The sequence below is a fragment of the Aeromonas sp. MdU4 genome, assembly GCF_041929505.1.
Taxonomy (GTDB): Bacteria; Pseudomonadota; Gammaproteobacteria; order Enterobacterales; family Aeromonadaceae; genus Aeromonas.
The window spans coordinates 102,912-115,394 of record NZ_JBHFMW010000001.1 but is presented as its reverse complement, the minus strand read 5'-3'; the positions used below and the strand labels follow the sequence as shown (position 1 = coordinate 115,394).

Sequence of the window (12,483 nt, the reverse complement as noted above, 5' to 3'; positions counted from 1 at the left end):
TTATCTCCAACACACCGGCCTCAGGCCGGTGTGTTGCTTTGGGCCACAGAGCTGGCCGGGAGGGGCGTGGAAAGGGTTGGCTCGCTGGCAGTCGGTAACCGCATTACGCGGGGGTAGTGGCACGGATCGAGGCGCAGCACCAGCAGGCTCATCAGCAGCAAGCCTCCCAGCTGCCACTGCCAGGCGGCGGCGAAGTCGCCGAACAGGTGATAGAGGTGGGCCGCGACCCAGGGGCCGGTGGCGGCCAGCATAAAGCCGAAGCCCTGCATCAGGGCGCTCAGGGTGCCAGCGCGGCGCGGGTCGGGCAGGTGATCGAGCGCAATCACCATGATGAGGGAAAAGCTGCCGCCCAGACCGGCGCCGCACAGCATGCACCAGAGAATGGGGGCACTGGCGGGCGCCAGCCAGAGGCCGCCAAATCCCGCCAGCTGCATGGCAATGGCAAGCCCCATCCACGGCCGCCGATCCAGACTGCGCGCCGCCAACAGCGGCAGGCCGAGGCCGCTGGCGGTCTGTGCCAGTGCCAGCCAGGCGACCAGCTCGCCACCCTGTTGGGCGCTCCAGCCGTGCGCCATATAGGCGGGGGCCAGCCAGGCGATGACGATGCCGTAACCGCTGTTGATGATGCCAAAGCAGACGATCAGCAACCAGCTGCGGGGCAGGGTGATCAGCCGCTGCTCGCCATGAGGAATAGCGACCGCCGCGGTGCTTGGCAGACGCACTTTCCACCCTAGCCAGCCGAGGGCCAGCAGCAGCGGCAGGCTCCAGAGCGCCAGTGCCTGCGACCAGTCGAGGCTCGCTGCCAGCCGTGGCGTCAGGCTGGCGCCGAGCGCGCCGCCCCCCATCATGCAGGCAGAAAAGATCCCCATCACTTGCGGCACCTTGCGGGCAAAGTGCTGCTTGATAAGAGCAGGCAGCACCCCTTGCACCAGCGCCGAACCCAGGCCGCACAGCGCGGCGGTGGTGATCAGCAGGGCGCCGCTCTGGGCATCAAAACGCAGGGCACTGCCCGCCGTGAGCAGCAGCAGGGCCAGCCCCAGCAGGGTGGTGGCACTGGCAAGGCTACGCAGGCGCGGGGTGAGCAGCACGCCGAATCCGATCAGCCACAGCGGCAGCAGGGTGAGCCAGGCCAGGGTATCCATCCCGAGCGACAGGGCGCGGCCCATCTCCTGCGTCAGCGGGCCGATGGCGGTGAGAAAGGGGCGCAGGTTAAGGCCAATCAGGATCACCAGCACCAGCAGGGCAAACTGCTGGCGGCGCGCCTCTGCCGGGCGTTCGCTTGTCCCTTTATTCATGGTCAGGCGCTGCTTGGGTGGCTTGTTGCAACTGGGGGCCGTAGAGATCCGCAGCCGTCATGGTTACGGCCAGTTTGACCAGCGGCAGAGGTGGCGGCGCCAGCGGCAGCCCCAGCTTTTGATAGGCGGCAGTGCTGTCAAAGCCGAACGGAGCCGCATCTGCGTTATCAAAGGCGTAATAGATGGCTGCGATGCCGTTCATCACCAGCGCGCCGAGGCACATGGGGCAGGGATGACCGCTGGCATAGACAGTGGCACCCGCGAGCGGCCCGCACTGGCTTGCCTTGCGCAGCGCCTCCAACTCGGCGTGACGGGTCGGGTCCCCATCCAGATGAATGCCGTTGACCGCGCTCGCCACCAGCTGGCTATCGCGCACCAGCAGGGCGGCAAAGGGACGGCCACCCTGCCGGTGGTTTGCTCTGGCCAGCTGCACCGCCTGCTCCAGCCAGCGCTGATGAGTCGGGAGGGAGGTCGATGAGGGGATCGGGCGGGTGTCGGCAGAGGCAGCAAGGGGCACAGACATGATGAAAAACCCTGATTTGACAGAAGAAATGCCAGCCTAGCGGCGAAACGAGCCATTTGGAAATTAAATGATAAAATGAGTTCCAGTGGTTTTATAAATGGAGAAACCCATGCTGGATCCCCTGTTACTGCGCAGTTTTGTCGCCATTATCGACTCCGGCAGCTTCACCCGGGCCGGTGAACGGGTCCATCTGACCCAATCCACCATCAGCCAGCAGATGCGCAGGCTCGAACAGCAGATCGGCTGCCCGCTGCTGGATCGCTCCGGTCGGCAGGTGGTGGCGACGGCCGAGGGGGAACAGCTGCTGGGGCTGGCCCGCCGCATTCTGGCACTGCTGGCACAGGCCGAGGAACAGGTGAGCGAGGGGAGTGTGTCCCTCAGCCTCGGGGTGCCGGAGGATTTCGCTGCCGGAGCCATCACCCCGGTGCTGGCTGCCTTTGCCCGCGACTACCCCGAGGTGCGGCTGGAGGTGGAGAGCGGCCTGAGCCACCACATCTGGCAGCGTTTTACGGCGGGGGAGCTGGATCTGGCGCTGGTCAAGCAGGTGCGCGGACAGGGCTCGCCGCTTGCCAGTTGGAGTGAGCCGCTGGTGTGGGTCGATAGTCGCGACTGGCCAGCCAAGGGGCGTGATCCGCTGCCGCTGGTCGCCTTTCCGAGCGAAGGGCTCTATCGCCAGCAGATGACCGAGGCGCTCGATGGTCTGGGTCGGCGCTGGCGTATCGCCTATGTCAGCGCCAGTCTCGCCAGTTTGCAGGGTGCGGTGAGTGCAGGCATTGGCGTGAGCTTGCTGCCCAAACGGCTGATGCCCGCCGATCAGCTGGCCCTGACCCAGTGGCCCAAGGTGGCATCGGTGGAGCTGGCGCTCCATGCGGCAAAGGATGGGGGCGAGCCGCTCAGCCGCCTGAGTTCGGCCCTGATCGCCCTCTGCGACGAGGTAATGGGGCCGCAGTGAGTGGCTATGTGGGGAAAAACTTCTGTGGGGAAAAACTGACGTCGGAAAGATAAGGCAGAAAAAGTGAGGGGAGGGATCAGTGATCCTTCCCCTCCGCCAGCTTGCGCTCGTAATCCTGTTTCACGATAGCCAGCGCCGCCAGCACCAGCTCGGGGGCCAGCTCATTGGTTTCCAGCAGTTCTATAAGATCCACCGCGAGTTTTACCTCGGGCGGGGCAGTTTCCAGTGACATGGGCAGGATTCCGGTTGCGGGAAGAGGGGGGATTATACAGGGGCGCCGCCGTTGATCGAAAGCGCCCGCTGTGTCGGGGGGAGTCGCGAAGGTTAGAGGTGCTGGCGCATCTCCTTGTCGATCTCCTCGCGCAGGGCAATCAGCTTTTTGGCGTAGAACTGCAACTGCAGATCGCTCTCGCTCACCGGCTGCCACTGGGGCACCGGGGTCGGTTTGCCCTGCTCGTCCATCGCCACAAAGATGATGATGCAGTGGGTGGTCTTGTGGCGCTCGGTGTCGGTGGGGTGGCGGCTGTAGACATCCACCGCCAGATGCATGCTGGTGGTGCCGGTGTGGATCACCTGGGCGTGCACCTCCACCAGCTGGCCAATCTGGATGGGGCGCAAAAAGCGGATCCCCCCCACATAGACGGTCACCGCATAGCCGCCGCACCAACCCGCGGCGCAGGCGTAGCCCGCCTGATCGATCCACTTCATCACCATGCCGCCATGTACCTTGCCGCCGAAGTTGACGTCGGAAGGTTCGGCCAGAAATTGCAGGGTCAGTTCGCGATTGGGCACAGTCACATCCTTATTGCCTGAAGAGTTTCCCTGAGCTTTGCCCCATCGGGCGACCCGGTCAAGGGTTCATCCCCGATTCAGGGGGGCGGGGTCACTATCTGGCTCTATTCATCCCGATTTTACTTTTTTGACCCGCAGGAGTGACATCATGAAACAGATGCTGGAACAGTTGCTGGGGGCTGGCAAAGGCTGGCTCAACGAAGGCGGTGACAAGCGCAAGGGGCAGATGCAGGGAGCGCTGGCTGGTGGTGCGCTGGGGTTGCTGCTTGGCAACAAGAAGGTGCGCAAATATGGCGGCAAGGCCGCTGCCGTGGGTGGTGCCGCAGCCCTTGGCGGGCTGGCCTTCAAGCTCTATCAGGATTGGCAGGCCCAGCAGGCGGCACCGGCTCAGCCGACTCATCCCGTCAGTACCCTGGAAGGCAATGCGCTGGACGCCCGCTCGGCGCTCTTGGTGCGCGCCATGGTGGCGGCAGCCCGGGCCGACGGCCATATCGATGGCGCCGAGCGCCAGAAAATTCAGGAGTACCTGACCGAACAGGGCCAGAGCGATGCCGCCCGCTGGATTGACGCCGAGCTGGCCCGTCCCCTCGATCCTCACGCGCTGGCGCGGGAAGTGACCGACATGGAGCTGGCGACCGAGGTCTATCTTGCCTCCCTGCTTGCTATCGAGGTGGATCACTTTATGGAGCGCGGTTATCTCGACGAGCTGGCGCGCGCCCTCAAGCTCGATGACAACCTCAAAGGAAGCATCGAGCGGCAGGTGGCTCAACTCAACGCACCCGCTTGATACCCCTCACCGCCATGGATTGCCGATAACGCCCCGCTCAAGGGGCGTTGTTGTTTCTGCTGTGGGTGAAGGGATGCGGACGAGACGCTTCTGATTGCGGGGCACATCCCCTAAGATGGCGCAAACCCTCATCAATGATGCAAGGAGCAACCGTTGGAGATACGCAAGGCAACCGCACTGGATATCGACGCCATTGTCGAGCTGAACCGGCAGATAGGGGAGATCCACCATCAGCACTATCCCGAGGTGTTCTGTCCGCCGTCACCAGAGGAGCGGGGGTTTTTGCTGAGTGCCATCGGCGCAGAAGGGCGTCTGTTCTGCGTTGCCGAGCAGGATGGCATGGTGGTGGGCTTTTTGACGGCGCGGATCGACATCAATGAGAGCGTGCCGTTTCTCACCAATGCGCCGATTTGCCGCATCGGCTCGGTGGTGGTGGATGAGCAGCACCGCTCCCGCGGGATTGGCAAGGCGCTGATCGCCCACTGTGACAGTTGGGCCAAGGCCCGGGATGCCCAGCAAATCCGGTTGGAGGTGATGGCCTTCAACGAGCGCGCCCAAGCCCTCTACGAGGCGCTGGGGTTCAAGGTGCAGTCACAGATCATGGCGAGATAAACCGCGTTACCTATCTCCCTGACAACCAGTCTGCCAACAACCAATTTCCCATTGAACAAAGGCCCGTTACGGGCCTTTGTTCGTTTCACCAGCGGCTCTTTGCCACGTTACTTGTCACCGAGCTGCGCGGCAATCAGCGCGGCCAGCCGGGTGAGGGCCTGCTCCAGCTGCTCGCTCCAGGGATGGGAGCTGTTGAGGCGCAGGCAGTGGTTGTGCTGTCCCTGACTGGAAAAGAGGGCGCCGGGGGCCACTGAAAAACCGCTGCCCAGTGCCTGGGCGTGCAGGGCGCGGCTGTCGAAATGGGCAGGCAGCTCCAGCCAGAGGAAGTAGCCGCCATCGGGGGAGGAGATCCGCACCTCGCCCGGTAACAGCCGCAGCAGGGCGGCCCGCATCTGCTGCTGGCGCTGGACCAAGGTGTGGCGCAGGCGGCGAAAGTGGGCATCGACCCCACCTTGGCGCAGCATCTCGGCCAGCGCCAGCTGGCTCGGTACATTGGTGGAGAGGGTGGACATCAGTTGCAGCCGCTGCACCCGCTCGGCATGGGGCCCGGCCACCACCCAGCCGACCCGAAAGCCCGGCGCCAGACACTTGGAAAAGGAGCTGCAGAGCAGGCTGTCGCCACGCTGATCCCAGTGGCGGATCGGCTTGGGGCGCTCGCGGCCGAAGTAGACCTCCGCATAGACGTCATCCTCCACCAGCGGCACCTTGTGGGCGTTGAGCAGCGCCATCAGCCGCGCTTTGTGACTATCCGGCATGGTGTGGCCGAGCGGGTGCTGCACATTGCCCATCAACCAGCACGCCTTGACCGGAATACGGGTGAGGGCGTCTTCCAAAAGCGCCAGATCGATACCCACCCCCGGGATCACCGGGATCTCCACCGCCTTGAGCTTCAACCGCTCGATGGCCTGCAGGGCACCATAGAAGGTGGGGGACTCCACCACCACCCAGTCACCGGGCTCGGTCAGCACCTGCAGGCTGAGGGAGAGCGCCTCCATGGCACCGGTGGTGATGATGATCTCCTGTGGGTTGACCGCCACTCCGTCGCTGGCGTAGCGCTGGGCGATGGCACGACGCAGCGCCTCGTTGCCGGGGGGCAGGTCGGCCACCGTGCTGAAGGGATCGAGCTTGCGCATGCAACTGGCCAGCGCCCGCCCGAGCTGGGGATGGGGGAACAGGGTCGGGTCGGCCACCGACATGCCAAGGGGCACCAGATCCCGCGATTTGCTCGCCTGCAACACCTCGAACACCAGATCGTTGATATCCACCGAGCCGCTGTAGTGGGTCTGGCTCGGCGTGTGCTGCACGACCTGTGGTGAGGCGGCTTTGACGTAGTAGCCGGACTGGGGGCGGGCGAGGATCCGCCCCTGACTCTCCAGCAATTGATAGGCCTGCAACACCGTCATGGGGCTGAGCCCGTGGGTCTTGCAGCTCTGGCGAATGGAGGGGATGCGCTCCCCCGGTTGCCAGATGCCATCGTCGATCTGGCTTTGCAGGCGGTCGGCCAACTGCTGGTAAAGGGACATGATCTGGATCAACTGTTATAGGTGTAATTCAATATAACTGCATCTGTTATAGGTGTCATGCTCCGTGATGTACTTGTCATGCACGAAACGTGCAAGGCAAATACAACAAAAGAGAGTGACGCATGATCAATCCGGATGACGTGGTCAGCCTGTCGCGCCTGCAATTTGGCGCCACGGCCCTGTTCCACTTCCTGTTTGTCCCCCTCACCCTGGGGCTGTCCTGGATCCTGGTGATCGCCGAGTCGGCCTATGTGATGACCGGCAAGGTGATCTATCAGGACATCACCCGCTTCTGGGGCAAACTGTTTGGCATCAACTTCGTCATGGGGGTCACCACGGGGATCACCATGGAGTTCCAGTTCGGCACCAACTGGGCCTATTACTCCCACTACGTGGGGGACATCTTCGGTACCCCGCTGGCCATTGAGGGGCTGATGGCCTTCTTCCTCGAATCGACCCTGGTGGGGCTCTTCTTCTTCGGTTGGGACAAGCTTTCTCGCGGCAAGCACCTGCTGGTGACCATGCTGGTGGCGCTCGGCTCCAACCTCTCGGCACTCTGGATCCTGATTGGCAACGGTTGGATGCAAAACCCGGTGGGGGCCGAGTTCAACCTGTTGACCCAGCGGATGGAGCTGGTGGATATTGCCGCCGTGCTGTTCAACCCGGTGGCGCAGGTGAAGTTCGTGCACACCGTCGCGGCGGGTTATGTGGCTGCTTCCATGTTCGTGATGGGGGTGAGCAGCTGGTATCTGCTGCGCAAGACCGAGGTGCAGTTTGCCCTGCGCTCCTTTGCTATTGCCTCCGGTTTCGGGCTGGCGGCCATCCTCTCGGTCATTGTGCTGGGGGATGAGTCTGGCTATCGCACCGGCGAGGTGCAGAAGGTCAAGCTCGCTGCCATCGAGGCGGAGTGGGAGACCGAGCCGGCCCCTGCGTCATTCACCCTGTTCGGCTTCCCGGATCAGCAGGCGGAAGCCACTCACGCTGCCATCAAGATCCCGTATCTGATGGGGATCATAGCCACCCGATCCATCGATGAGGCGGTGACCGGCCTCAAGGATATCAAGGTGCAAAACGAGGCGCGCATCCGCAGCGGCATGGTGGCGGCCGAAGCCCTCGACCAGATCCGGCAGGGCGATGACAGCCCGGCCACCCGCGCCCGCTTCGAGCAGCATGGCAAGGATCTCGGCTATGGTCTGCTGCTCACCCCCTATGCCAGCAATATCGCCAAGGCTGGTGAGGCAGAGATCGCCAAGGCGGTGGAGGACTCCATCCCGCCAGTGGCGCCGCTCTTCTTCGGTTTTCGCCTGATGGTGGGGCTCGGCGTCGCGATGCTGGGGCTGATGGTGGTGAGCTTTGTCCAGCTCTGCCGCAACCGGCTGCAAGACTCGCCGCGGCTGCTCAAGACCCTGCTCTGGAGCATTCCGCTGCCCTGGATCGCCATCGAGGCGGGCTGGCTGGTGGCCGAGTTTGGTCGCCAGCCCTGGACCATCAGCGACGTGCTGCCGGTGTCGGCCTCGGTCTCCCTGCTCACCCCGGGCCAGCTCTGGTTCAGTCTCATCGCCATCTGCTCCATCTACACCCTGCTGCTGGTGGTGGAGCTGTTCCTGCTGCGCCGGGTGATCCGCAAGGGGCCCGCCATTCTCCATACCGGCCGCTACAGCGGTGAACAACCCGAACTTGCGAGGATCGCCTGATGGATTACGCAACCCTGAAACTCATCTGGTGGGCGCTGCTGCTCTTCATGATGGTTGGTTTTATCGTGATGGATGGCTTCGATCTCGGCATCGCCATGCTGCTGCCGGTGGTCTCGCAGGATGACGACGACCGGCGGCTGGTGATCAACAGCGTGGGGCCGGTGTGGGAGGGCAATCAGGTGTGGCTCATCGCCGGTGCCGGCGCCCTGTTCGCCGCCTGGCCGCTGGTCTATGCCGCCGCCTTCTCGGTGCTCTACATCCCCATGGTGGTGCTGCTGCTCGGCCTCTTTCTGCGCCCGGTCGGCTTTGACTACCGCAGCAAGCTGGCTGATCCGGTGTGGCGTCGCTGGTGGGATCGGGCGCTGGTGGCGGGGGGCCTGATACCGACCCTGATCCTTGGCGCCGCCATCGGTCTGGTGATGCAGGGCTTGCCGTTTCGCTTCGACACGGCGCTGCGTCTGCACTACGGCGCGTTCGACTTCCACTGGGGCTGGCTGCTCTCGGTACTGGCTACCGCTATCAGCCTGTTGCTGCTGCACGGCGCCAGCTTCTTGCAGGCCAAGGTGACGGGCACCCCTGCACTGCGCGCACGGGGGATCGCCATCCTGCTGGCCCCGCTGGTGACCCTCTGCTACCTGCTGGCCGGTTGGCATCTGGTGGATCTGCAAGGGTTTCAGCTGACCGGTGTGGGCACACAACCCTTTGACCCGAATGCCGCCATCAGCCCGTTGATGAAGGGGGTGACCCCGCACGTTGCTGGCTGGCTGCACAACTACCACGAGCAGCCGCTGCTGTGGCTGGTGCCGATCATCGGGGCGTTGGCGCCGCTGGTGAGCGGGATTGCCGCCTGGCTGGAGCGGGGCCGGATGGCGCTGCTGGCCAGCGCCATGGCCTGCGCCGCCATGCTCTGCTCGGTGGCCATCGCCCTGTTCCCCTTCGTGCTGCCTTCATCCCTTGATGCGGTCAGCAGCCTGACCCTGTGGGACAGCACCTCCAGCTACAAGACGTTGGCCATCATGTTCGGCCTCGTGCTGGTGCTGATGCCGGTCAACCTCGGCTACACCGGCTGGGTCTATCGGGTGGTGCGGGGCAAGCTCGACCGTGCCCGCATCAAGCGCGACAGCCATCAACTCTACTGACCTCAAGGGATCTGCTATGTGGTACTTCACCTGGATTTTGGGCCTCGGATTCGCCCTGCTGCTGGGCCTGTGCAATCTGCTCTGGCTGGAAGCGCGCTGGCAGGCGGCCGAACGGGACGACAACTGACGGCGGGGGGCTCGCGCCCCGACACGGCCGGTGGCTGGCGTTCACACGTCGCCATCGGCCCCTCCATCCCCTCTTAAAACGACACAAACGACACACTTTCAACCGACAACCAACCGACAGGTAATTGTGATGAAACAGAGATTGAAAGCGGTGGCGCTGGCCATCGGGTGCGCGCTCGCCGTCGCCCCGGCCTGTGCCGAACCGGTACAACTGACGCCACTGGATAAAACCTTCACCCTGCAGGTGCTCGGCAGTGGTGGCCCCATCTCCGACGATCTGCGTGCCTCCTCCAGCGAGGTGATCTGGTGGAAGGGGAAATCGCGCATCCTGATCGATGCCGGTGGCGGCGTCTACCTGCGCTTCGGTCAGGCAGGGGCCAAGCTCGAAGAGGTCGATTTTATCGGCATCACCCACTTTCACACCGATCATGTGACCGACCTGCCCGCTCTGCTCAAGGGGGCCTATTTCTTCGAGCGCAGCGATCCGCTGGATCTGGCGGGGCCGCAAGCCGGTTCAGCCTTCCCCAGCATGAGCGGCTACTTTGATGCCCTCTTCGACAAGGAGAAGGGCGCCTATGCCTACCTGAGTGGTTTCAAGGATGGCACCGATGGCCTCTTCCCCATCACCTTGCACGATGTGCCCTACCAGAGCCCGCAGCCACACACCGTCTATCAGCAGGATGGGTTGACTATCACGGCGCTCGGCATCCCTCACGGTGACGTGCCCTGTCTGGCCTATCGCATCGAGAGCGCCGAGGGGACCATCGTCATTTCGGCAGATCAGAACGGCAGCAACTCGGCCTTTGTGCCGTTTGCCAAGGGGGCCGACATTCTGGTAATGCCGCTCGCCATCCACGAAGGGGCCGACCCGGTCTCCGCCTCGCTCCACGCCAAGCCGTCGGTAGTGGCCAAAATCGCTGCCGAGGTGAACCCCAAGCTGCTGGTGCTCAACCACTGGATGGGGGTCGGCCTCAATCACAAGAAAGAGGCGATGGCCATCGTCAAACAGCAATTCCACGGCCAGATCGTGGCCGCCCGCGATCTCTCCAGCTACCCCGTTTCATCCGTCAAGGAGTCCGCTCATGAGTAACTCAAGCAGCAACAAAACCACCGGCAAACTGACCCTCTCCATCGCCATGACAAGCCTGATTGCCCTGACCCCGGGGCTGGCGCTGGCGGCCACCCCGAGCGATGCCCCAGTCAAGGCCGCCCCCAGCGAACAGCACGGCGGCAAGTGCGCGGCGGGCAAGTGCGGCACCGAGAAGCGCTTTGAAAAGCAAGCCCTCGACAGTGATCCGCAGGGGCGGCTGGTGCGCGCCCGCGATGGCAAGTGTGGCGTGGCGGGCGAGGGGATTGATGGCGACAGATCCGGTTCCAACAACGGCAGCAAGATGACGGAGGGGGTATGCGGCCAATAAACTCCCGCAGTCGGGGGATCGGGCTGCGTCAGGAGCATCTGGATGCGCTCTGCGCCGGCCCCGTCCGCCCCGGCATCGACTTTCTCGAGCTGGCGCCGGAGAACTGGATGGCTATCGGCGGCGCCAAGCGGGTGCAGCTGCATCAACTGGCCGAGCGTTACCCGCTGGTGGCCCACGGGCTCAGCCTCTCCCTCGGCGATTGCCAGCCGCTCAATCTCACTCTGCTCAGCCAGATCCGCACCTTTCTGGATGAGTTCGGCATCGGGATCTACAGCGAGCACCTGAGCTTTTCCCGCGACCAGCAGGGTTATCTCTACGAGCTCTTACCGGTGCCGCGCCAGTGGGAGAACATCCCCTATCTGGCCGAGCGGATCGAGCAGGTGCAGGAGGCGCTGGCCCGCCCGCTGGTGCTGGAAAATATCTCCTACTACCACGGCTATGACCACGAGATGCCGGAGGAGGATTTTCTCGCCGAGCTGGTGGCGCGCAGCGGTTGCGAACTGCTGCTCGATATCAACAACGTCTTTGTGAACAGCCGCAACCACGGTTACTGCCCCAAGCGGATGATCGCCGGGCTGCCGGGCAGTGCGATCCGCTATTTCCATATCGCAGGTCATCTGGAAGAGGCGGATGGCACTTTATTAGATACCCACGGCAAACCGGTGTGCGAGGCGGTGGTGGCGCTGGCCCGTTATACGGTGCAGACCCATGGCCTGCGCCCCCTGCTGCTGGAGCGGGATCACCATCTACCACCGCTGGCAGAGCTGGAGGCCGAGCTGGCGCGGGTGCACAGCGCCTGTTGCGAGGCGATCGACAGTCAGGTGCGGGAGGTGCGTTATGGATAGACGGTTATCTCTGATCACCGCGCCCAAAACGGCGCCGCAGCGGATGCAGCAGCAGACCGCCTGGCTGGCGAGCCGGGTACGGCTGCCGCAGGATGGCATCGCCAGCCACTATGCCCGCAGCGTGCGCGCCAATGTGGAGTCGGTGCTGGAGAGCGCCTTTCCGCTCACCCACGCTCACTGGGCGCCGCTGGACAGAGCGCAACTGGTGGAGGGCTTTGTCATCGCGCACGGCGCCGAGGCCCCCGAGTTTCACCATATAGCCACCGAGTTTGTCCGCTATGTGCAGCATCGCCACGGTGAGGGCTCCCTCAACTGGCCAAAGCAGCGGCTGGCGCTGCTGGAGTATGAGTGGGCCTGCCTCTGTGTCGAGATTGACCAAGGGGTGGTGCCGCAAGTTATGGCGGGGGCGGAGGTGACGGCGGAGAGTCCATTTGTGCTCAATCCTACCCTGCAACTGCTTGAGCTCCCCTTTGCCATTCGTCGCAGCGGCGTGGTGCCGACCCGGCAGGGCAACGACTTCTATGGCCTGTTTCGCAGCCCGGATCATCAGGTGGTGACCCAGCGGTTGCGCGAATGGGATGTGGCGCTGATCCAGTTGCTGCAACAGCAACCGGGGATCACCCAAGCCGCGTTCCAGCAACAGGTGCAACAGGTTCGCAGTGATTTTGATCTGAGCGAGTGGGCTCGCCATTTTCACCGGTTGGGTCTGCTTACCCTGCCCGTTGGTGAGCGCCAGCCCGGCGCCCCCTTGCCCTGACTTAGGCCCTCATTTAGCAA

15 protein-coding genes are annotated in these 12,483 nt (G+C 63.7%); 10 read left to right on the top strand and 5 right to left on the bottom strand.

Translation table 11 applies throughout. The annotated features are described in order from the left end of the window. Positions 1-20: 20 nt before the first annotated feature. Positions 21-1,295, bottom strand: a complete 1,275-nt coding sequence (locus ACE1BR_RS00525; protein ID WP_374866625.1) for a cyanate transporter — start codon at positions 1,293-1,295, stop codon at positions 21-23. After that, positions 1,288-1,818: a nucleoside deaminase gene (locus ACE1BR_RS00520; RefSeq protein ID WP_374866623.1), complete on the bottom strand. Its 531-nt coding sequence runs from the start codon at positions 1,816-1,818 to the stop codon at positions 1,288-1,290. Before ACE1BR_RS00520 ends, ACE1BR_RS00525 begins: the two co-directional genes overlap by 8 nt. A 109-nt stretch (positions 1,819-1,927) precedes the next feature. Here ACE1BR_RS00520 and ACE1BR_RS00515 point away from each other — a divergent pair, with 109 nt between their 5' ends. Continuing rightward, entirely contained in the window at positions 1,928-2,770 is an 843-nt protein-coding gene (locus ACE1BR_RS00515; protein ID WP_374866621.1) for a LysR family transcriptional regulator, read from the top strand. Positions 2,771-2,846: 76 nt separating this feature from the next. Here ACE1BR_RS00515 and rsmS read toward each other — a convergent pair whose 3' ends face one another. Continuing rightward, positions 2,847-3,002 carry a pleiotropic regulatory protein RsmS gene (gene rsmS, locus ACE1BR_RS00510; protein WP_080768580.1) on the bottom strand — a complete coding sequence of 52 codons (156 nt, stop codon included), beginning with the start codon at positions 3,000-3,002 and terminating at the stop codon, positions 2,847-2,849. 92 nt (positions 3,003-3,094) lie between these two features. Further along, complete coding sequence (locus ACE1BR_RS00505) at positions 3,095-3,562, bottom strand: acyl-CoA thioesterase (protein ID WP_374866619.1); 468 nt, start codon at positions 3,560-3,562, stop codon at positions 3,095-3,097. A 148-nt stretch (positions 3,563-3,710) separates the two neighbouring features. On the opposite strand from ACE1BR_RS00505, the gene ACE1BR_RS00500 reads away from it, so the two are divergent. Both ACE1BR_RS00500 and ACE1BR_RS00495 read left to right on the top strand, forming a co-directional pair. Continuing rightward, positions 3,711-4,349 (top strand): tellurite resistance TerB family protein, encoded by a 639-nt coding sequence (locus ACE1BR_RS00500; RefSeq protein ID WP_374866617.1) that lies wholly within the window; start codon positions 3,711-3,713, stop codon positions 4,347-4,349. 153 nt (positions 4,350-4,502) lie between these two features. Then, on the top strand, positions 4,503-4,961 hold the full coding sequence (locus ACE1BR_RS00495; RefSeq protein WP_374866615.1) for a GNAT family N-acetyltransferase: 459 nt from the start codon (positions 4,503-4,505) through the stop codon (positions 4,959-4,961). 107 nt (positions 4,962-5,068) lie between these two features. On the opposite strand, the gene ACE1BR_RS00490 is transcribed toward ACE1BR_RS00495, so the two are convergent. Further along, the gene (locus ACE1BR_RS00490) at positions 5,069-6,484 is read right to left on the bottom strand and encodes a PLP-dependent aminotransferase family protein (RefSeq protein WP_374866613.1); all 1,416 of its coding nucleotides are present in this window, start codon (positions 6,482-6,484) and stop codon (positions 5,069-5,071) included. Between the two features lie 122 nt (positions 6,485-6,606). Between ACE1BR_RS00490 and ACE1BR_RS00485 the strand changes: the two genes are divergently transcribed. The 7 genes from ACE1BR_RS00485 (at position 6,607) to ACE1BR_RS00455 (ending at position 12,463) form a co-directional block, all read left to right on the top strand. Next, a complete protein-coding gene (locus tag ACE1BR_RS00485; RefSeq protein ID WP_374866611.1) occupies positions 6,607-8,178 on the top strand; it encodes a cytochrome ubiquinol oxidase subunit I in 1,572 nt (523 codons plus the stop codon). Beyond that, the gene (gene cydB / locus ACE1BR_RS00480) at positions 8,178-9,317 is read left to right on the top strand and encodes a cytochrome d ubiquinol oxidase subunit II (protein WP_374866609.1); all 1,140 of its coding nucleotides are present in this window, start codon (positions 8,178-8,180) and stop codon (positions 9,315-9,317) included. The genes ACE1BR_RS00485 and cydB overlap by 1 nt, the downstream gene beginning before the upstream one ends. A gap of 16 nt (positions 9,318-9,333) precedes the next feature. Further along, positions 9,334-9,444, top strand: a complete 111-nt coding sequence (gene cydX / locus ACE1BR_RS00475; protein WP_139409446.1) for a cytochrome bd-I oxidase subunit CydX — start codon at positions 9,334-9,336, stop codon at positions 9,442-9,444. Positions 9,445-9,573: 129 nt separating this feature from the next. Further along, positions 9,574-10,533, top strand: coding sequence for an MBL fold metallo-hydrolase (locus ACE1BR_RS00470; RefSeq protein ID WP_374866606.1), 960 nt, complete (start codon positions 9,574-9,576; stop codon positions 10,531-10,533). Then, entirely contained in the window at positions 10,526-10,861 is a 336-nt protein-coding gene (locus ACE1BR_RS00465; protein ID WP_069526692.1) for a hypothetical protein, read from the top strand. Before ACE1BR_RS00470 ends, ACE1BR_RS00465 begins: the two co-directional genes overlap by 8 nt. Beyond that, the gene (locus ACE1BR_RS00460) at positions 10,849-11,706 is read left to right on the top strand and encodes a DUF692 domain-containing protein (RefSeq protein ID WP_374866604.1); all 858 of its coding nucleotides are present in this window, start codon (positions 10,849-10,851) and stop codon (positions 11,704-11,706) included. Before ACE1BR_RS00465 ends, ACE1BR_RS00460 begins: the two co-directional genes overlap by 13 nt. Beyond that, complete coding sequence (locus ACE1BR_RS00455) at positions 11,699-12,463, top strand: putative DNA-binding domain-containing protein (RefSeq protein ID WP_374866602.1); 765 nt, start codon at positions 11,699-11,701, stop codon at positions 12,461-12,463. Before ACE1BR_RS00460 ends, ACE1BR_RS00455 begins: the two co-directional genes overlap by 8 nt. Positions 12,464-12,483 lie beyond the last annotated feature (20 nt).

Coding starts and splice junctions, on each gene's coding strand:
- ACE1BR_RS00525 (WP_374866625.1), bottom strand. CDS start 1,295: ATGAATAAAGGGACAAGCGAACGCCCGGCAGAGGCGCGCCGCCAGCAG.
- ACE1BR_RS00520 (WP_374866623.1), bottom strand. CDS start 1,818: ATGTCTGTGCCCCTTGCTGCCTCTGCCGACACCCGCCCGATCCCCTCA.
- ACE1BR_RS00515 (WP_374866621.1), top strand. CDS start 1,928: ATGCTGGATCCCCTGTTACTGCGCAGTTTTGTCGCCATTATCGACTCC.
- rsmS (WP_080768580.1), bottom strand. CDS start 3,002: ATGTCACTGGAAACTGCCCCGCCCGAGGTAAAACTCGCGGTGGATCTT.
- ACE1BR_RS00500 (WP_374866617.1), top strand. CDS start 3,711: ATGAAACAGATGCTGGAACAGTTGCTGGGGGCTGGCAAAGGCTGGCTC.
- ACE1BR_RS00490 (WP_374866613.1), bottom strand. CDS start 6,484: ATGTCCCTTTACCAGCAGTTGGCCGACCGCCTGCAAAGCCAGATCGAC.
- ACE1BR_RS00485 (WP_374866611.1), top strand. CDS start 6,607: ATGATCAATCCGGATGACGTGGTCAGCCTGTCGCGCCTGCAATTTGGC.
- cydB (WP_374866609.1), top strand. CDS start 8,178: ATGGATTACGCAACCCTGAAACTCATCTGGTGGGCGCTGCTGCTCTTC.
- cydX (WP_139409446.1), top strand. CDS start 9,334: ATGTGGTACTTCACCTGGATTTTGGGCCTCGGATTCGCCCTGCTGCTG.
- ACE1BR_RS00470 (WP_374866606.1), top strand. CDS start 9,574: ATGAAACAGAGATTGAAAGCGGTGGCGCTGGCCATCGGGTGCGCGCTC.
- ACE1BR_RS00465 (WP_069526692.1), top strand. CDS start 10,526: ATGAGTAACTCAAGCAGCAACAAAACCACCGGCAAACTGACCCTCTCC.
- ACE1BR_RS00460 (WP_374866604.1), top strand. CDS start 10,849: ATGCGGCCAATAAACTCCCGCAGTCGGGGGATCGGGCTGCGTCAGGAG.
- ACE1BR_RS00455 (WP_374866602.1), top strand. CDS start 11,699: ATGGATAGACGGTTATCTCTGATCACCGCGCCCAAAACGGCGCCGCAG.